General features: G+C 42.4%; 13 protein-coding genes. 11 read left to right on the top strand and 2 right to left on the bottom strand.

Annotation, left to right across the window (positions count from 1 at the left end; translation table 11 throughout):
- Nucleotides 1–31 precede the first annotated feature (31 nt).
- The 11 genes from ORQ98_RS09055 to ORQ98_RS09005 all read left to right on the top strand — a co-directional run bounded on the left by ORQ98_RS09055 (nucleotide 32) and on the right by ORQ98_RS09005 (nucleotide 12,702).
- Nucleotides 32–2,053, top strand: a complete 2,022-nt coding sequence (locus ORQ98_RS09055; RefSeq protein WP_274688480.1) for an ATP-binding protein — start codon at nucleotides 32–34, stop codon at nucleotides 2,051–2,053.
- Between the two features lie 145 nt (nucleotides 2,054–2,198).
- Nucleotides 2,199–3,116, top strand: coding sequence for a Pvc16 family protein (locus tag ORQ98_RS09050; RefSeq protein WP_274688479.1), 918 nt, complete (start codon nucleotides 2,199–2,201; stop codon nucleotides 3,114–3,116).
- 161 nt (nucleotides 3,117–3,277) lie between these two features.
- Nucleotides 3,278–3,649, top strand: coding sequence for an eCIS core domain-containing protein (locus tag ORQ98_RS09045; protein WP_274688478.1), 372 nt, complete (start codon nucleotides 3,278–3,280; stop codon nucleotides 3,647–3,649).
- Between the two features lie 70 nt (nucleotides 3,650–3,719).
- Complete coding sequence (locus ORQ98_RS09040; protein ID WP_274688477.1) at nucleotides 3,720–4,421, top strand: hypothetical protein; 702 nt, start codon at nucleotides 3,720–3,722, stop codon at nucleotides 4,419–4,421.
- A 98-nt stretch (nucleotides 4,422–4,519) separates the two neighbouring features.
- Entirely contained in the window at nucleotides 4,520–5,260 is a 741-nt protein-coding gene (locus tag ORQ98_RS09035) for a hypothetical protein (protein ID WP_274688476.1), read from the top strand.
- A gap of 170 nt (nucleotides 5,261–5,430) precedes the next feature.
- Nucleotides 5,431–7,086 (top strand): hypothetical protein, encoded by a 1,656-nt coding sequence (locus ORQ98_RS09030; protein ID WP_274688475.1) that lies wholly within the window; start codon nucleotides 5,431–5,433, stop codon nucleotides 7,084–7,086.
- A gap of 245 nt (nucleotides 7,087–7,331) precedes the next feature.
- A complete protein-coding gene (locus ORQ98_RS09025; protein WP_274688474.1) occupies nucleotides 7,332–7,817 on the top strand; it encodes a hypothetical protein in 486 nt (161 codons plus the stop codon).
- Between the two features lie 15 nt (nucleotides 7,818–7,832).
- A complete protein-coding gene (locus tag ORQ98_RS09020; protein ID WP_274688473.1) occupies nucleotides 7,833–8,054 on the top strand; it encodes a helix-turn-helix domain-containing protein in 222 nt (73 codons plus the stop codon).
- A 53-nt stretch (nucleotides 8,055–8,107) separates the two neighbouring features.
- A complete protein-coding gene (locus ORQ98_RS09015; protein ID WP_274688472.1) occupies nucleotides 8,108–9,286 on the top strand; it encodes an efflux RND transporter periplasmic adaptor subunit in 1,179 nt (392 codons plus the stop codon).
- 5 nt (nucleotides 9,287–9,291) lie between these two features.
- A complete protein-coding gene (locus ORQ98_RS09010) occupies nucleotides 9,292–11,256 on the top strand; it encodes a MacB family efflux pump subunit (protein ID WP_274688471.1) in 1,965 nt (654 codons plus the stop codon).
- A 48-nt stretch (nucleotides 11,257–11,304) separates the two neighbouring features.
- Nucleotides 11,305–12,702 (top strand): efflux transporter outer membrane subunit, encoded by a 1,398-nt coding sequence (locus ORQ98_RS09005; RefSeq protein ID WP_274688470.1) that lies wholly within the window; start codon nucleotides 11,305–11,307, stop codon nucleotides 12,700–12,702.
- A gap of 35 nt (nucleotides 12,703–12,737) precedes the next feature.
- Here the strand turns inward: ORQ98_RS09005 and ORQ98_RS09000 are convergent, their stop codons facing one another.
- Both ORQ98_RS09000 and ORQ98_RS29575 read right to left on the bottom strand, forming a co-directional pair.
- On the bottom strand, nucleotides 12,738–14,162 hold the full coding sequence (locus tag ORQ98_RS09000; RefSeq protein WP_274688469.1) for a DNA topoisomerase: 1,425 nt from the start codon (nucleotides 14,160–14,162) through the stop codon (nucleotides 12,738–12,740).
- 458 nt (nucleotides 14,163–14,620) lie between these two features.
- Complete coding sequence (locus ORQ98_RS29575; protein ID WP_425347678.1) at nucleotides 14,621–14,788, bottom strand: transposase; 168 nt, start codon at nucleotides 14,786–14,788, stop codon at nucleotides 14,621–14,623.
- Nucleotides 14,789–15,449: the final 661 nt, after the last annotated feature.

Here is a 15,449-nt window from a genome sequence, read left to right as displayed (position 1 = left end):
GTTTCTACTTTTAAAAAGCATTTAATTATTTATGGATACATATGACTCTTCTAGCCTTTCTCCTGGCCAGTCGCTGCTGACCAGTTTGCAGCCTTATTTTGCTTTATTAAATGACATGGGCTTATTTGTTGAATCGGCTCAGCCTACCGGTAATAACAGCGACAGTGTAAATGAACAAGCCATTCAAGAATGGTTTAACCGGCGTTCAGCTTTATTAGCACAACCAATTGAACACCCACGTTTAATAGCATTAAAAACTGGCTTTAGTTTATCCCAACAAGAATTACAGTTAATAATTTTATTATTAATACCACAATTAGACCCCAGCTTTCGTCGCCTTTATGTTAGTTTATATCCAGATGATTATTCAGTGCCCAGTATGGAATTATTGTTGAGTTTATTAGGTTTAAATAGCGAACAAAAACAACAGGCGGTGGCTGAATTATTAACTGAATCACCATTAACCCGTTGGCAAATCATTAGGTTACCTGATCAACAGCATCAATTAATGGGGGGAACCGTTTATTTAGCAAGTGAGGTGGTAAGTTTTTTATTGGACTATAAGCCAGAAAATAGCGTGGAAACGGTTAGTACCTTTGATGGATTTTGCGATTATTTATTAGCCGTGACGCCACCAAGCCACCCATTAGTTGAACCAGTAAAATCAATACAAACATCGGTTAAATGGGTGCAACTCATAGGCGCTGAAGGCAGTGGTCGACGGGTTTTAGCTGGGCAGCACAGCCCCCGATTATTTCAATTAGATACAGAGCGCTTTTGGCAATTACCAGACCCTCGTCAAGGGTTATTGGATGCATTACGCAATTTGCAATTGTATCAAGCTGATTTGCTATGGCCAGCAGGGTTAACACAATTAACCAAACAAACTGGCTTATTAGAGCTATTAAAGGATTGGCCTGGTCAGCGGGTGTATTTTAGTGAAGACATACAACAACCATGGCCTATCAATGTTCAACATGATCAGTGTCAGGCGATAACTTTGCCTGGGTCGGATAGTCAACGAGCACAGCAACTTTGGCAAGCGATAGCGAAGCCACTAAATTCTGAGCAGCCACAAATAAACGTTGAAAATATTAGCGCGACGCATAATAAGATTAACTGGTCGTTAGTGGCCCAACGTTATCCTTTATTACCTGGTACTATGTTACAAGTGGTTCAACAAAGCCCATTACCTACAACAGAAGGCGTCCTATCGGCCTGTTTAGAAGCAATGCCACAACAGTTGGGTGGTTTAGCAACCCGGTTGATCCCTCAGGCAACTCGATCTGATCTGGTATTAACCACCTCAGTAAATGACCAGTTAGATGAGCTACTTGGTCGCTTTCAACACGCGCAGTCTTTGACTAAAGCAGGCTTAGCCAATACACCGGGGGTGATTGCGTTATTTTGGGGTAAGCCGGGTACCGGTAAAACCCTTTGTGCAGAAGCACTAGCAGGGGAATTACGTTTACCCCTGTTTAAAGCCAATTTAGCCAATATCTCCAGCAAGTGGATTGGTGAAACAGAAAAACATTTGGCGCAGTTATTTGATGAAGTTGAGCGAGTGAATGGAATTTTATTTTTTGATGAAGCCGATGCTGTTTTTGCCAAACGCAGTAAGGTAGAGAGTAGCCATGATAAAAATGCTAACTTAGGCGTTAGTTATTTATTACAGCGATTAGAATCTTTTTCTGGGTTATTAATTCTAGCGACTAATTTTAAAAATAATTTAGAACCGGCAATTTTAAGACGGTTACATGCGAGTATTGAGTTTCCAATTCCGGATCAATCGACTCGGCTAGCCTTATGGCAACAGTGGGCTGATCGGTTAACCTTTGCTACAGATGTTGATATGCCCTTATTGGCAGAACAATTAGAACTGAGTGGGGCACAAATACGTAATATTATACAACTGGCGTATAGTTTGACATTGGCAAACGCAGAAAATAAATCTGTAATTAAAAAGCCTGAATTATTGAGAGCCATCCAACGAGAATATCAAAAAATGGATAATAGTTTTTTGTTAAAACAATTATTACTTGATTGGCGTTAACAACCGGGCATAAGGTTCATATTATTAGGTCAATCATAGCCGAAACGAAGGATTTTTAGGGGCGGCCGTCGAGTGACGAATCCTCATGAGCCTATCAAAATTGTCAATCCAACTACCCATCGAGAAGGGTATAAGTGAATTTATTATGGAAGATTATATAGCTCCCTTTGTCGCCGTCAGCCGAGCACTTAAAAAACTCATTGAGGAAGAAGTATTGGCTGGTGGTGACGAAACAGACATTAGTTTTGAAGTGCCGGATAATGATTTTATCAGCAATTTACCGGAAAAGCCGGTGATAAATATTTATTTATATAGCATGCAAGAAAACCTTGAGCGTCGTTATGCCGAATCATTTCCTGTCACCGCCAGGGAAGATAACCATAAAAAAGCCAGTCAACGCCGGCAACCTCGACTAGTGGATTTAAACTACATGATTAGTGTATGGCACAAGGGCATCACTAACAAAGCGATTATTGAACAATATTTATTGTCTCGCATAGTACAAGGCATAGGCCGTTTTTTTATGATGCCTGTAGATCAATTAATTGCAGAGGGATATAACCCAGGCTCTCAAGGGGTTTCGATGAAAATCCTGCTAGATAAAGATGGTAAACGGAGCCAAGGAGAATTTTGGAATGCGTTAGGTGCACCGCCAAAGCCTGTGATCAATTTAGAAATGGCAGTACCGGTTACTGTGAATGAACCGCTAGTGACTCCTGTGATACTGAATTTTGAAACTTATCTAGGTGATACTGAAAAAGACCCAGATCAATTTGAAGAAGGGCCATACCATATAGTAGCAATCCATGGAACGGTGAAGAATCCTGACGGATATAAGGCAGAGAATATTCAGGTGAATGTGACAACTGCAGATAAGAAGCAGCAATGGCAACAGGTAATTGCACCCGATGGTTTCTATTACTTTATTAATTTACCGGTAGGTGAATACGCTATATGGGCTGAACACACAGCCGATGGTGATCGAACCGGTAAACAATTAGTCGATATTGTAAAAGACGGTCAAGGTAATACTGTGCCAGTAGAAGTCAACCTATCGTTTTAAAATACGCTTCGCAAATGATTCGTATATTTTTTGTTTTTATTCGTCACCCCAGTCACTTATTTCAATAAGCTTCTGGAACTTCCTCGCTCGACGGCCTCGCCTAAAAATCATTCGAGACGGGTATATCTTGGTTGTTTGCAATTATAAATCAGGAGCAACTCATGTACGATTACCAAACTGAAGAAGAAAAACCGTTACAGCGCCAGAAAAATAATACTGGCATCCCTGATCATATCAAACAGGGTGCAGAGCAACTGTCGGGAATATCATTAGATCATGTACGGGTGCATTATAATTCACCTAAACCGGCTCAATTAAATGCCCATGCTTATGCACAAGGGAATGAAATTCATATGGCACCTGGTCAGGATAAGCATATTGCCCATGAGACATGGCACGTTGTACAACAGATGCAGGGTAGAGTTCAGCCTACTACGCAGTGTGAAGGGCATCCGGTCAATGATGACGTGGCCTTGGAGAAAGAGGCGGATGTGATGGGGGATAGGGCAGCGAGTGTGGGGCAGGGTTTGTAGCCTATGTGTTAACCATCATTTTATGTAAATAATATAGTATTTCTTATTTGCTTGTATAAAAGGTTGAAATATGTATGCGAGTGTTGCAAGGTTGAATAAAACAAAAGATGATCGAAAATACCTTGATTTGAAGGTGAGAAAACAAGTAGGGTCAAACCTACTTCAGCGAAAAAAAGAAGGGAGTAAGCTTGTCGATATTGCTGAGTTGCCTGAGAGTCAGGCTAAGCTGTATATGATAGCTGCTTTCAAAAAAGGTGAGTATAAACCACCATTAATTGATGACAAAGGTACACTGCAGTTGAAGCCAACAAAGTCATCTTATAAAGGTGGTGAAATGTTTAGTGTCAGTAAAGCTGATTTAAACACAGGGACAGATACGACTAAAGACACGAGAGACTATGTAAATGACCCCTCGACATTCAAGCCTACATTTATACAGTTTCAATATTTAATTTCAAATGGATTAAAAACATCACTGCCTGTTAACATGACATATAAAGCAGATAATCCAAAAGCCTCAACTGGATATGCCTCTGGTAGTTATTATGATGCTGGGCATAAACTTGCAAGCCAGAATGGGGGATTAGGTGATGATAGAAACTGGGTTTTCCCGCAAAACCCTGCATTTAACCAAGGTAATTCTAGGTTTATGACATCTGCAGAGAAGACGACTTATGGCAAAACTAACCCATACTGGCGTGGCCATGAGCAGTTTTTTCATGATGAAGTACAAAAACATGGTTATGGTATTTGGTGGTTAGAGTTGTCTTAACTGCAATACTCATCGTTCAGTGGGACCATTACGTGCTAGCTTTTTGTATTTTGATAAAGTTATCTTAAATTATCCATTAATATCAATGGTATGTTTCTATGTATACACAACTTGAGAGCCTTAAACAAACGGGGCAAAACAATTTACTACAAAAAAAGAAGCCCATACAGCTGAAAAAATTTGCAAGTGCCAGTAATCATATTTTAACTGAGTCAAATATTTATGGGTTGTTAAAAACAGATACAACAAGGTTGTATGCAACATCAACTGCTGCTCATCCAAAGCCTGAAAGCCGATTTGCGAAAACCAACAGTGACTTTGAGGACCTTAAGGTTAAGTACAAGAATTCAGATTCAATGAATAAAATGAAAACATATGGTACGGATTGCGGTAGTTATGCACGCTCACTGATGATTTCGAATAAAAATGATGGCTCTGTTCCTAAAGACCCTAACCCATGGAGTAATATAGCAATTAAAACCAGAGAGAGACTGATAGGTGAGGTTGCTACACCTGCTGTGGGTCATGCTTATTATATTAAGTTTGGAGATAATGGACCAAACTTACAAAAAAGAGAATATGTTCAATCACCATGGGATATGAATGAGCGTGTTGAGAAGGGAAAAACGAATTTTCATGTAGCCGCAGTGGTTGCTAAAGACAAAGGCAGTATGATCACTTCAGAAGTAAATGCTGCATTTAAAAAGCAAACCAGTGCATGGTTTCAAATCTATCAGGGTAAACAAACTTTTTATAAAACATTCCAAGCAGAGTACGAAACAGAAATTAATGGTAAAAAAATACCCCCTAAAGTATATGAGTATGATGCAAAAGGATAAAGTGCATCGCTTATACTCCCTCCAAGAATCAATGTTATATAAGCTTAACAACAAACCAATCTATTGGCAGAGTAGTGTAAAAATTCTTCGCTAAAAAATTGTATAAAATATATTTTTGTCTATAAAGTTTCTATTTGTAATAGTCTGATTATCAGTAATAAGGAAATTAAATGGCTAAGAAAAACCGTGATGACCTAAAGGGACGTTTTAAAGATGGTGATAAGCCAACACAAAGTGATTTTGAAAATTTAATGGATAGCTATATTAATCAGCTGGATGATGGTATTTCTCAGCCAGAAGGTAATGATGTGCCACTGAAAGTGAACGCAATGCCAGCAAATGCAAAAGTGCTTGATTTTGCTGATGAGCATGGCGCTATTGAATGGGGAGTGAGCACTGCTAATGGTTTAACCATTAAGGATAATATGAACGAAAATCGTCTGTTTATAAAGCAGACAACCGGTGAAGTAGGGGTTTCGACAGCCTCGCCGAGTGCGCGATTACATGTAGCCCGAAGTGTTCAAGGTGATAATGGTGTAAAAATTGATGGACCTGTTTCAGTTGAGCTGACGTCGACGGAGCTGTTAACTGTTAAACCAAATAATCTAATCAATCCCGTATTATCAGTAGACGAACAAGGTAAACTAGCAACCAAAGGGAATATTGAAACAGAAAGCGACTTAGTCGTTAGTGGGAGTGCTGTTATCAATAGTAATTCCATGTTAAAAGGCACGCTTGACGTTGAGCAACCTGTTACTTTTGATCAGACACTTGCAGTAAAAGAGGCTGTCTCCTTAGAAAAATCTGTCGATATAGGAGAGACACTAACTGTTACTGGTAGTACAACAATTAATAATACATTAACTGTAGCAAGTAGTACGACGCTGGGAAATTTTGACTCTGACCTTACTACCATTAAAGGAAAGTTAGTATCTGCCAATAGCAGTGGTAATATAGAAATAGAGGATAGTGTTAATATTTCTGAAAGCTTAACAGTAGCAGATGCTGTTGATCTCAACTCTAATTTAACCGTCGATGGATTACTGCTCGCCAAACGTAATGCAACGTTTGAAAAAAATATTACTGCACAGTCAGTTTCTGCCAGTAACTTAACGATTGATGAGTCAACGACATTAAATGGTGAAGTGTCTATTGATGATAATCTAGCGGTATTGGGCGATTTATCGGTTACAGGTGCAGTCAACCTAACCCACTCTTTGCAGCTTCAAGACGGTACAACGGTTTCTGAGTTTTCTACAGATAACACCTTGGCTGATAACAGTGACAGTGCTGTTCCAACAGAAAAAGCAGTAAAAACTTATGTTGATACAAAAGACAGCAATATGCGTACGTATATTGATGAACGTTTACCCGCAGGCGTGATAGTGATGTGGTCAGGGGCAAGTGATACGATACCTATTGGCTGGGCTATATGTGATGGAAGCAATGGGACACCTAATCTTCAAGACAGGTTTATTGTGGGGGCTGGTAGTAGTTATCAGGTAGAGGACAAAGGAGGGGAAAATACTGTCACATTAACAGCTAACCAATCAGGTTTACCGTCTCATAGACATAGTGGGAGTACATCAGAAGATGGAACTCATACGCATACTGTCACTATACCTATGGATGATACCGCAGGAGGAAGCTTGATATTTGGTGGTGAAAAATCAACAGGTAAAGAAACCTCGAATACTTATACGACATCAAGTGATGGAGCTCATACCCATACTGTTACGACTACTTACGAAAGTCAGAATGCAGCAGAGGCACACGAAAATCGCCCCCCTTATTATGCTTTATATTACATTATAAAAGTTATTTAGTATTAACAGGCCCTAGGAAACTCAGCGTTTTTCCTTTTTTATAATTTCTTTTGTGTAAGTTATTTACTGTACCCTATGACTGTTAGGGGAGCGCCAATGATCAAGAAGATAAAAGCAAATGCAGGTTGATCTTGTTATCGAAAAACGATAACATCTTACTGCTAATCGGTAATTCTTAGCGTAATATGTGGTCAATTCACATACTACGCTGATTGTTGATAACAATATCCTAATAGAGATGAAGTATGGGTGCGTTAACTAAAATACGTCTGACAAGCTTAGCAGCTATAATAGGCTTGGTAAGTATTGTGCTTTATAATTTGTTTTTGCTAGTAAGTGAACAAAGCTATTCACTCGAAAATGATGCAACCAATGAAGTTCATCGAGATATTTTCAGCTTTATATTAATTGAGTTTGCCTATCAAGTAGTCATTGTTGGGCTATTAGTCAGTATTTTCTATCAATTCTATCGAGGGAATATTTTTACTGATAAGAACTTAAAGTTTTTATTTTCTATAGGGCTTATTTTTCTGCTATACCCTATTTATCACTACCTAGGTAATCAACTGTTAGACCTGCATACTGACATGCCGTTTATTTTTAACATGACTTTGATGCTGCTGCCTGGCTCGTACAAGGAGCATGTAATTGTTGGTATTATCATACTACCTATAGCGTATATTTTAAATCTTGGTCGAGTAATAAAGTCTGAATTAGAAGACTATATTTAATAAGAGACTGAATATATGCCAATTGAATGCAATATCAATATTTTATTAGCCAAGAAAAAACTAAAGTCTAAGGACGTCGCTAATCGAATTGGTATTACACCTCAAAATTTCTCAGTTTTAGTTAATAATCGAGCAAAAGGGATTAAATTTTCTACATTAGAAGCTTTGTGTGAAATACTCGAATGTTCACCAGGTGATATTTTACATTACGTACCGTCCACTGTTGATGAAAAGTAATTTTTAACTAAATCTTTAACCTTGATTATTAATTGTATTTTTGTGTAATGCCTATGACTAAGAAAGCGCGTCGTCTTGCTGTGGTGGGAGTGTTCATGTCTTTTGTTTTAGCGATTGCGGGTTGGAACGCTCTCGATTGGTTCAAACCTGAGCCTATTGAATACATTACTGCACCTGTGGAAAAACGAGATATAGAAGAAACGGTTTTAGCCACTGGGGTATTGGAAGGTGCTAAACAGGTTGCGGTGGGTGCTCAGGTTACTGGACAGTTGAAGTCTATGAAAGTGTCTGTCGGCGACAGAGTGACAAAAGGTCAATTACTGGCAGAAATCGACCCCGTTTTGCCGCGTAACAACTTGAAGCGGGCGATGGCGGAGCTGAAAAACATAAGGGCTTCGCGTCGTGCCAGTGAAGCTATGCTGCGCTATAACGAGCTAAATTTCAAACGCCAGCGTGAAATGAGTGCAGAGAACGCAGCATCGGTGGCTGATATGGAAAATGCCCGCGCCCAGATGGAAAAAGAAAGAGCAAACATTGAAGCGCTGGATGCCCAAATCGTTAAAGCAGAAATTCAGGTAGAGACAGAAAAGGCTAATCTTGGATTCACCAAGATTGTCGCACCAATGGATGGTGTGGTCATCGCTACTAAGTTTGAAGAGGGACAAACCCTGGTATCGAGTCAAGAAGCGCCAACGCTGTTGGTTCTTGCAAAGCTAGATACGATGAAGGTAAAAGCACAAATATCTGAGGCTGATGTCACAAGGGTTAAGCCGGGCCTTGAAGCAAGCTTTACTGTGCTAGGAAATCAAGATCGTCTTTACAAAGGTATGTTGCGTACCATCAAGCTAGCACCGGATAAAGTTTTTGATAAGGATTCTGGTAGTGATTCCAATAAGGCCGTTTACTACAGTGGCTTGTTAGAAGTACCGAATGCTGATCACTCGTTGCGCGTGGCTATGACGGCACAGGTATCCATCATTATTAATCGGCAGCCGCAAGTGCTGAGTATTCCTATCTCTGCGTTGAATCCAGATCAGAAAATCAGTGGGTCGCAACATAAAGTGCGCGTGCTGGTCAATGGCCAGCCTGAAGACAGAACAATCAAAACAGGCATTCGTGACAATGTTTATGTGCAGGTGCTTTCTGGTCTGAATAGTGGGGACGATGTCATTCTCAGTGACAGCCTGTCAGTTAGTGCAGAGGGTGAGACCGCTGTCGTTATTGGGGGGTAGTCACTATGAAGGAGGCTTTGATTGAAATAAGTACCCTGAACAGGGTTTTCCAGGCCGGAGAGCAGCAAGTCGCGGTGCTAAAGGATATCGACCTGAAGATCTATAGGGGTGAAATGGTCGCTATTATGGGGGCGTCTGGCTCTGGGAAGTCGACGTTAATGAATATTCTGGGGTGCCTGGATCGCCCGAGCAGCGGCAGTTATAAAATCAGCAGTCGGGAGACAAGGGAGCTGGATGATGACGAACTGGCTACTCTGCGCCGCAATCACTTTGGATTTATCTTTCAGCGCTACCATTTACTGTCACATCTCGATGCTGTAGGCAATGCAGAGTTGGCGGCGGTTTATGCCGGTGTTTCTAAAAGTTCACGCCAGGAGCGAGCGCACATGCTGTTGTCTCGTCTGGGGTTGGAGGACCGCTGCGAGCACAAGCCTAGCCAGCTTTCCGGTGGTCAGCAGCAACGGGTGAGTATTGCCAGAGCCTTGATGAACGGAGGGGAAGTCATCCTGGCGGATGAACCCACTGGAGCGTTGGATACTCGAAGTGGTCAGGAAGTCATGGACGTGCTAAGGGAGCTGCATCAGCAGGGGCACACGGTCATTATTGTCACTCATGACCCTCAAGTAGCGGCGAAAGCTGAGCGGATCATTGAAATTCAAGATGGTGAAATTATTGCGGACCGGGTGAGCGATGAGTCGCAAGTGGATACACCGATTCCATCTGCGCCGGAGTCTAGTGTCGCAACAAGTCGCAAGGAACCACGTGGTGCTTGGTTGGGGCGTTTCACCGAGGCTTTCAAAATGGCTTGGATTGCCATGATATCTCATCGATTGCGAACGCTTTTGACCATGCTTGGCATTATTATCGGCATTACTGCTGTGGTGAGTGTTGTTGCTATCGGCGAGGGAGCCAAGCAAAAGGTTATCAGTGACATTAACTCTATTGGGGTTAACACCATCGAAATTTTTCCTGGTAAGGACTGGGGCGACGAAAGAGCTGCTGCCATCGACACCCTGGTGGCGGCGGATGTAGAAGCTTTACAGGCTCAGCCCTTCGTGGACAGCGTGACACCGAGCATCGTTAGCAGTCAACAACTGCGGTATCGCAATGCCACTGTCAATGTGAGCGTTAATGCGGTTGGTGAGCAGTACTTCCGCGTAAAAGGTTTGATCATTGCAGAAGGTCGGCCTCTGCTGCGAGAAGATATTCGCACTCAGGCGCAGGTGGTAGTGATCGACAGTAATACCAGGAAAAAACTGTTCACCAGCAGTGATGATCCTGTTGGTAAGGTGGTTTTGATTGGCGCTTCGCCATGGACGGTCATCGGGGTGGCAGAGGATAAAAGCGACGCTTTCGGTGGGGGTGGCAACCTGTCAGTGTGGATGCCACACAGTTCTGCGACGACACGCTTGATTGGCAGGCAAAATTTCAGCTCGATCATTGTCCGTACGCCTGATGGCTTGTCCGGCGCAGTGGCGGAGCAAGGTATCGTTCGCTTGCTGACTACCCGCCATGGCGTGAAGGATTTTTTCACATTCAGCACCGACACTATTTTGAAGGCGGTTGAGAAAACCACGACCACCCTGACCTTATTAGTGTCCTCTATCGCGGTAATTTCTTTGATCGTCGGTGGCATAGGGGTCATGAACATCATGTTGGTGTCGGTCACCGAGCGCACCCGGGAAATTGGCATCCGTATGGCGGTGGGGGCACGGCAAAGCGATATATTGCAGCAGTTCCTGATCGAAGCGGTGATGGTGTGCTTGATCAGTGGTGGCATAGGCATTCTGTTGTCTCTAGGCGTGGGTGCTTTGTTCTCGCTGCTGGCTCCTGGCATGCAAATGTTATTTTCCGTCACTGCTATTGTGTCAGCTGTGGTTTGCTCCTCACTGATTGGTGTGTTGTTCGGCTTCTTGCCTGCGCGAAATGCGGCGCGACTTGATCCGATTGAAGCATTGTCACGGGAGTGAAAGAGGTACTGTAATCCCATGAAGTTTGGAGTAAAGCAGGTGAGTCTTATGGGTGCGATTGAAAAAAAACACATGGCTGTTCTATTGCTGTCCTCTACGTTGTTAGCAGGGTGCGGAAGCCTCGTGCGCACGGAATATTCTCGACCACAATTGGAGCTTCCTGCCGCTTGGTCTTATGCACCAGTGAGTGGGGAGCAGGCGTTGGCATCAGAGCAATGGTGGCGAGCGTTTCAGGATGAGGCATTGAACAGCTTGATTGAGCGGGCGCTGCAAAGTAACAGCGACATGGCACTGGCTGCATTGAAAGTGCGACAGGCGCAGTTGCGCGCAGGGATCGCCAACGGCAACCTAACGCCTGATGTCAACGCGAAGCTCAGTGCTTCTCGAGAGCGTAACTTTGATGCCCACACTAGCAGGAATGCGTTTAGCACTTCTCTTGGATTGAGTTATGAAGTTGATCTCTGGGGGAAGCTATCCAGTGCCCGCGATAAAGCGCACTGGGAGGCGATGGCAACTGAGCAGGATAGGGTCGGCGCAGCGTTGGCGTTGATTGGAACGACCGCCAACCTGTATTGGCGTCTTGCCTACCTGAATGAGTCTATTGCTGCTAGTGAAGCTTCGCTGGATTATACGGCCAAAGCACTGAAGCTGGCTCAAGTTAAACATCGTAGTGGTGCGGTTTCCAATCTGGACTTGATTCAAGCTGAGCAAAACCTGGCAAGCCAGCGTGCCTCGTTGACTGATTTGTGGCAGAAGAAAGTGGTAGCGCAAAATGCCTTGGCCATTCTGTTTGATCAAGCGCCGGAGAATACTGTGCCTGATCCGCAGACCTTACCCGTCATGGCCATGCCAGCCTTGCCTGTGGCCACACCCGCAGCGTTACTGGCCCGCAGGCCAGACATGCAGGCGGCGGAAATGCGCTTACGCAGCGTTCTGGCGGATACGGATTATACTCGGGCCAGTTACTACCCCAGCTTCAGCTTGACAGGATCCCTGGCCACGGGCGAATCGAATTTGGCAGATATCCTCCGCAACCCCGTCGCTTCTCTGGGAGCAGGTCTAACGCTACCTTTTCTGCAGTGGCGACAGACACAATTGAATATCAAGGTTTCTGAGGCTGCCTACGAACAGGCGGTGATTGCGTTCAGGCAGAAGCTTTATTCTGCGTTGGCGGAGGTAGAAAATAAACTTTCCGCAAGAACACAGTTGATGGCTCAGGAGGCAGCATTACGTGCGTCGCTCACGTTGGCTTCCGAAGCCGAGCGCTTGTCCGAGGTACGTTATCGTTCCGGTGCCACTGACGTGCAGGCATGGTTGGATCAACAAGAAACACGGCGCAAGGCACAATTGCAACTGACTGATAATCGTCTGGCCCAGTTGCAGAATATGATGGCTCTCTATCAAGCGCTGGGAGGAGGATTTGCCAAGCCTTGGGAGCCTGGGTAAGTAGAGAACGACTGAGGGGAAATGTTCTGGCTAAACTAAACCGAACACAATTTCCCCTTTTTTTTATAATTTCTTTTTGGCTTTCTTTTAGATGGTTGGCCTTTCCCTCTTAACTGGCTAAATGCGCTGACATCCACCTGGGTAATTAATTGGTGTAGCTTGTTGGTCATTGGTTTCATAAAGCTTTTATAGCTGGCTTCTTTGTGACTAATCGACGTTAGTTGTGATTCCCATTGAGCAGTCATATCTGGCGTTGTAGCGACTTCTGGTAAGCTTTGGATAAGTTGGCGCCCAGTTTCAGTCGAGCGGATTTGTTTACCTTGGCGGGTGAGAAATTGGCGTTTAAATAGCAGTTCTATAATTCCGGCTCGGGTGGCTTCGGTGCCGAGCCCATCGGTTTCTCTCAATATTTTTTTGATTTCTGGGTCTTGAACAAAGCGGGCGATGCCTGTCATTGCGGATAATAAAGTGGCATCAGTAAAAGGCTTGGGTGGTTGGGTCATTCGTTCGGCCAGCTCGCCTTTTAGGCATTGGACCACATCGCCTTTTTTTACATTAGGAAGCTTGTGTTGTGCTTCTTGATCGTAGGTGTTTTCATCTCCATTAATTTCATTGCCTTGCTCATTGAGCTTATTTTGATTACTTAGTTTATCGTTTGTTTTTCCATTATTCTTTCCAAATAGCTTTTTCCAGCCTAAATCGACGGTTTGCCTTGCGGTAGCAACAAACAACCCTCCACTGATTTCTACTTCTATTCTTCGATCATCGTATTGCCAGGCAGGGTAAAATTGCGCGAGATACTGTCTGGCAATTAACTCATAGATTTGTAACTCGGTTTTAGATAAGCGATTAGGGTCGAGCTTTCGTTCTGTGGGTATGATGGCATGGTGAGCTTCCACCTTTTTATCATTCCAGGCTTTGCTTTTTAAGGATAAATCAGCGTCAGCGACTGCCTGTCGTAATGGCTCGCATACCTGATTAATGGCTGTAGTGACAGTACTTATTTGGTTTAAGTGCTCTTTGGGTAAATAACGGCAGTCGGAGCGAGGGTAGGTAATCAGCTTATGTTTTTCGTATAAATCCTGGCAGGTACTCAACACCTGTTGGGCATTTAATCCATAACGTTTGGCGGCATCAATTTGCAAAGCGGATAAGTTATAGGGAAGGGGAGCCGCTTGCTGTTTGCGTTTTTTGGTAGCAGCGGTAATCAGCCCTGGTTGGCCAGTAATGCGTTTTACGACAGTTTCTGCCAGTTTCTTCGAGAGTACTCGACCTTCTTCGTCTTGATAAGGCTGGCAGGCTTCGCTAGGTTGCCATTTGGCTCTAAATTGTTCACCTTGCTCTGTTTCCAATAAGGCGAAGACTTCAAAATAAGGTTTGGGCTGAAAGTTTTCGATTGCTTGATCACGTCGAACCACTAAGCCTAATAGAGGCGTTTGAACTTTACCTTTCTTAGCCAAATACAGCCCTTTTGTGTCAATTTAGTCTTTACTCCTTATGCCTATAACTAAATAGTATATATGTCTTCTATTAATACAGGGTTCTATTATAAGGAAAGCCAAAGCCCACCTAGCGAGTTGAAAACTCTCTTTGCTAACCCTTGATGAAGTAGGTAAGTCACTGATTTATAATTACGTATTAAAATACTTCAGTTTCAAGAATTTTTTTCAGTGTTGGCTCACAATTATGGCATTAGCTATTTAACTATACCACTTCTAATGTACATTAGAAGTGTGTGTTGATTCAACATATATTCTTAGCGAGAGACCTCTTCTGCGTTTTGAGTATTGTTACAGAATGAGGTATTTACTCAAGAATATTACAGCTGTGATGTGTTTACCCTTAAGCTCTATTATGTATGAATGAGAATATTACTATAGCTAATTATGAATACTATGAAATCAGAATTTATTTTCCACTAATTAAGCTTATTATCTATTAGCTTCATATTATCAAGCTCACTCGTATCATTAATAACTAAGTGTAATTTAAAGCCATAAAACCAACCCAATGACGTCTTTCCTTTAACCGCTATATTTTTAAATACCCTATGTTGTTTCTCTCTTTTAATATGGTAAACCCTAATGGGGAGTAGAGTCTATAAAGTAAATACCTCTTTTGCTAGCTGTAACTAGCTGTAAAGGTTTGCAGATAATAATAAAGTGGCAATAATGCATAATGTTGTTGCTCAATAAACCTTGAGTAGCTTAATAAATTAGGAAATTCAGCTAAATGGTACTTTTGAATATGTTTTGTATAGTAAGTTTTAAAGTCTCTATAACGAGATTGGTGAAAGTAGATCAATATGGTCAGTATTTTTACTGATTGATAATTTACACGTCCATGGTTTTTGCCGAATGCCTTTTTCTTGAAGTAGTTTTTCCCAGGCTAGAATAAACTCGATACAAAAATCATCGACATTACAAAATAATTTTAATTAACTCATCCTTAAGCCTTCTTTTTGTTTGTTTTTTGATTGCAAACATAACTCAATCATTAAGAGGATTTACTTTCAAGAGAAGGTAATACTCACCAATAATATAAAGGGGTTAAAAGATAGCCGTTTTTGGCACGTTTTGGCTGTTTTTTGTACCGAACTCACGTTAATTACATAGTGACTAATAAAAAAATCAATGAAAGTGTGCGGTGGGTTAGTTGAAAATGATAATATATACCCATAACGAATCATTTTTAGGTGTAACTGAGTACCTAATCTGCAAACTCAGCTAATCCATTACCCATGATTG

The organism is Spartinivicinus poritis, from assembly GCF_028858535.1.
GTDB lineage: Bacteria > Pseudomonadota > Gammaproteobacteria > Pseudomonadales > Zooshikellaceae > Spartinivicinus > Spartinivicinus poritis.
Note: the sequence above shows the minus strand (reverse complement) of the source record. Positions and strands in the feature narration are given on the sequence as shown.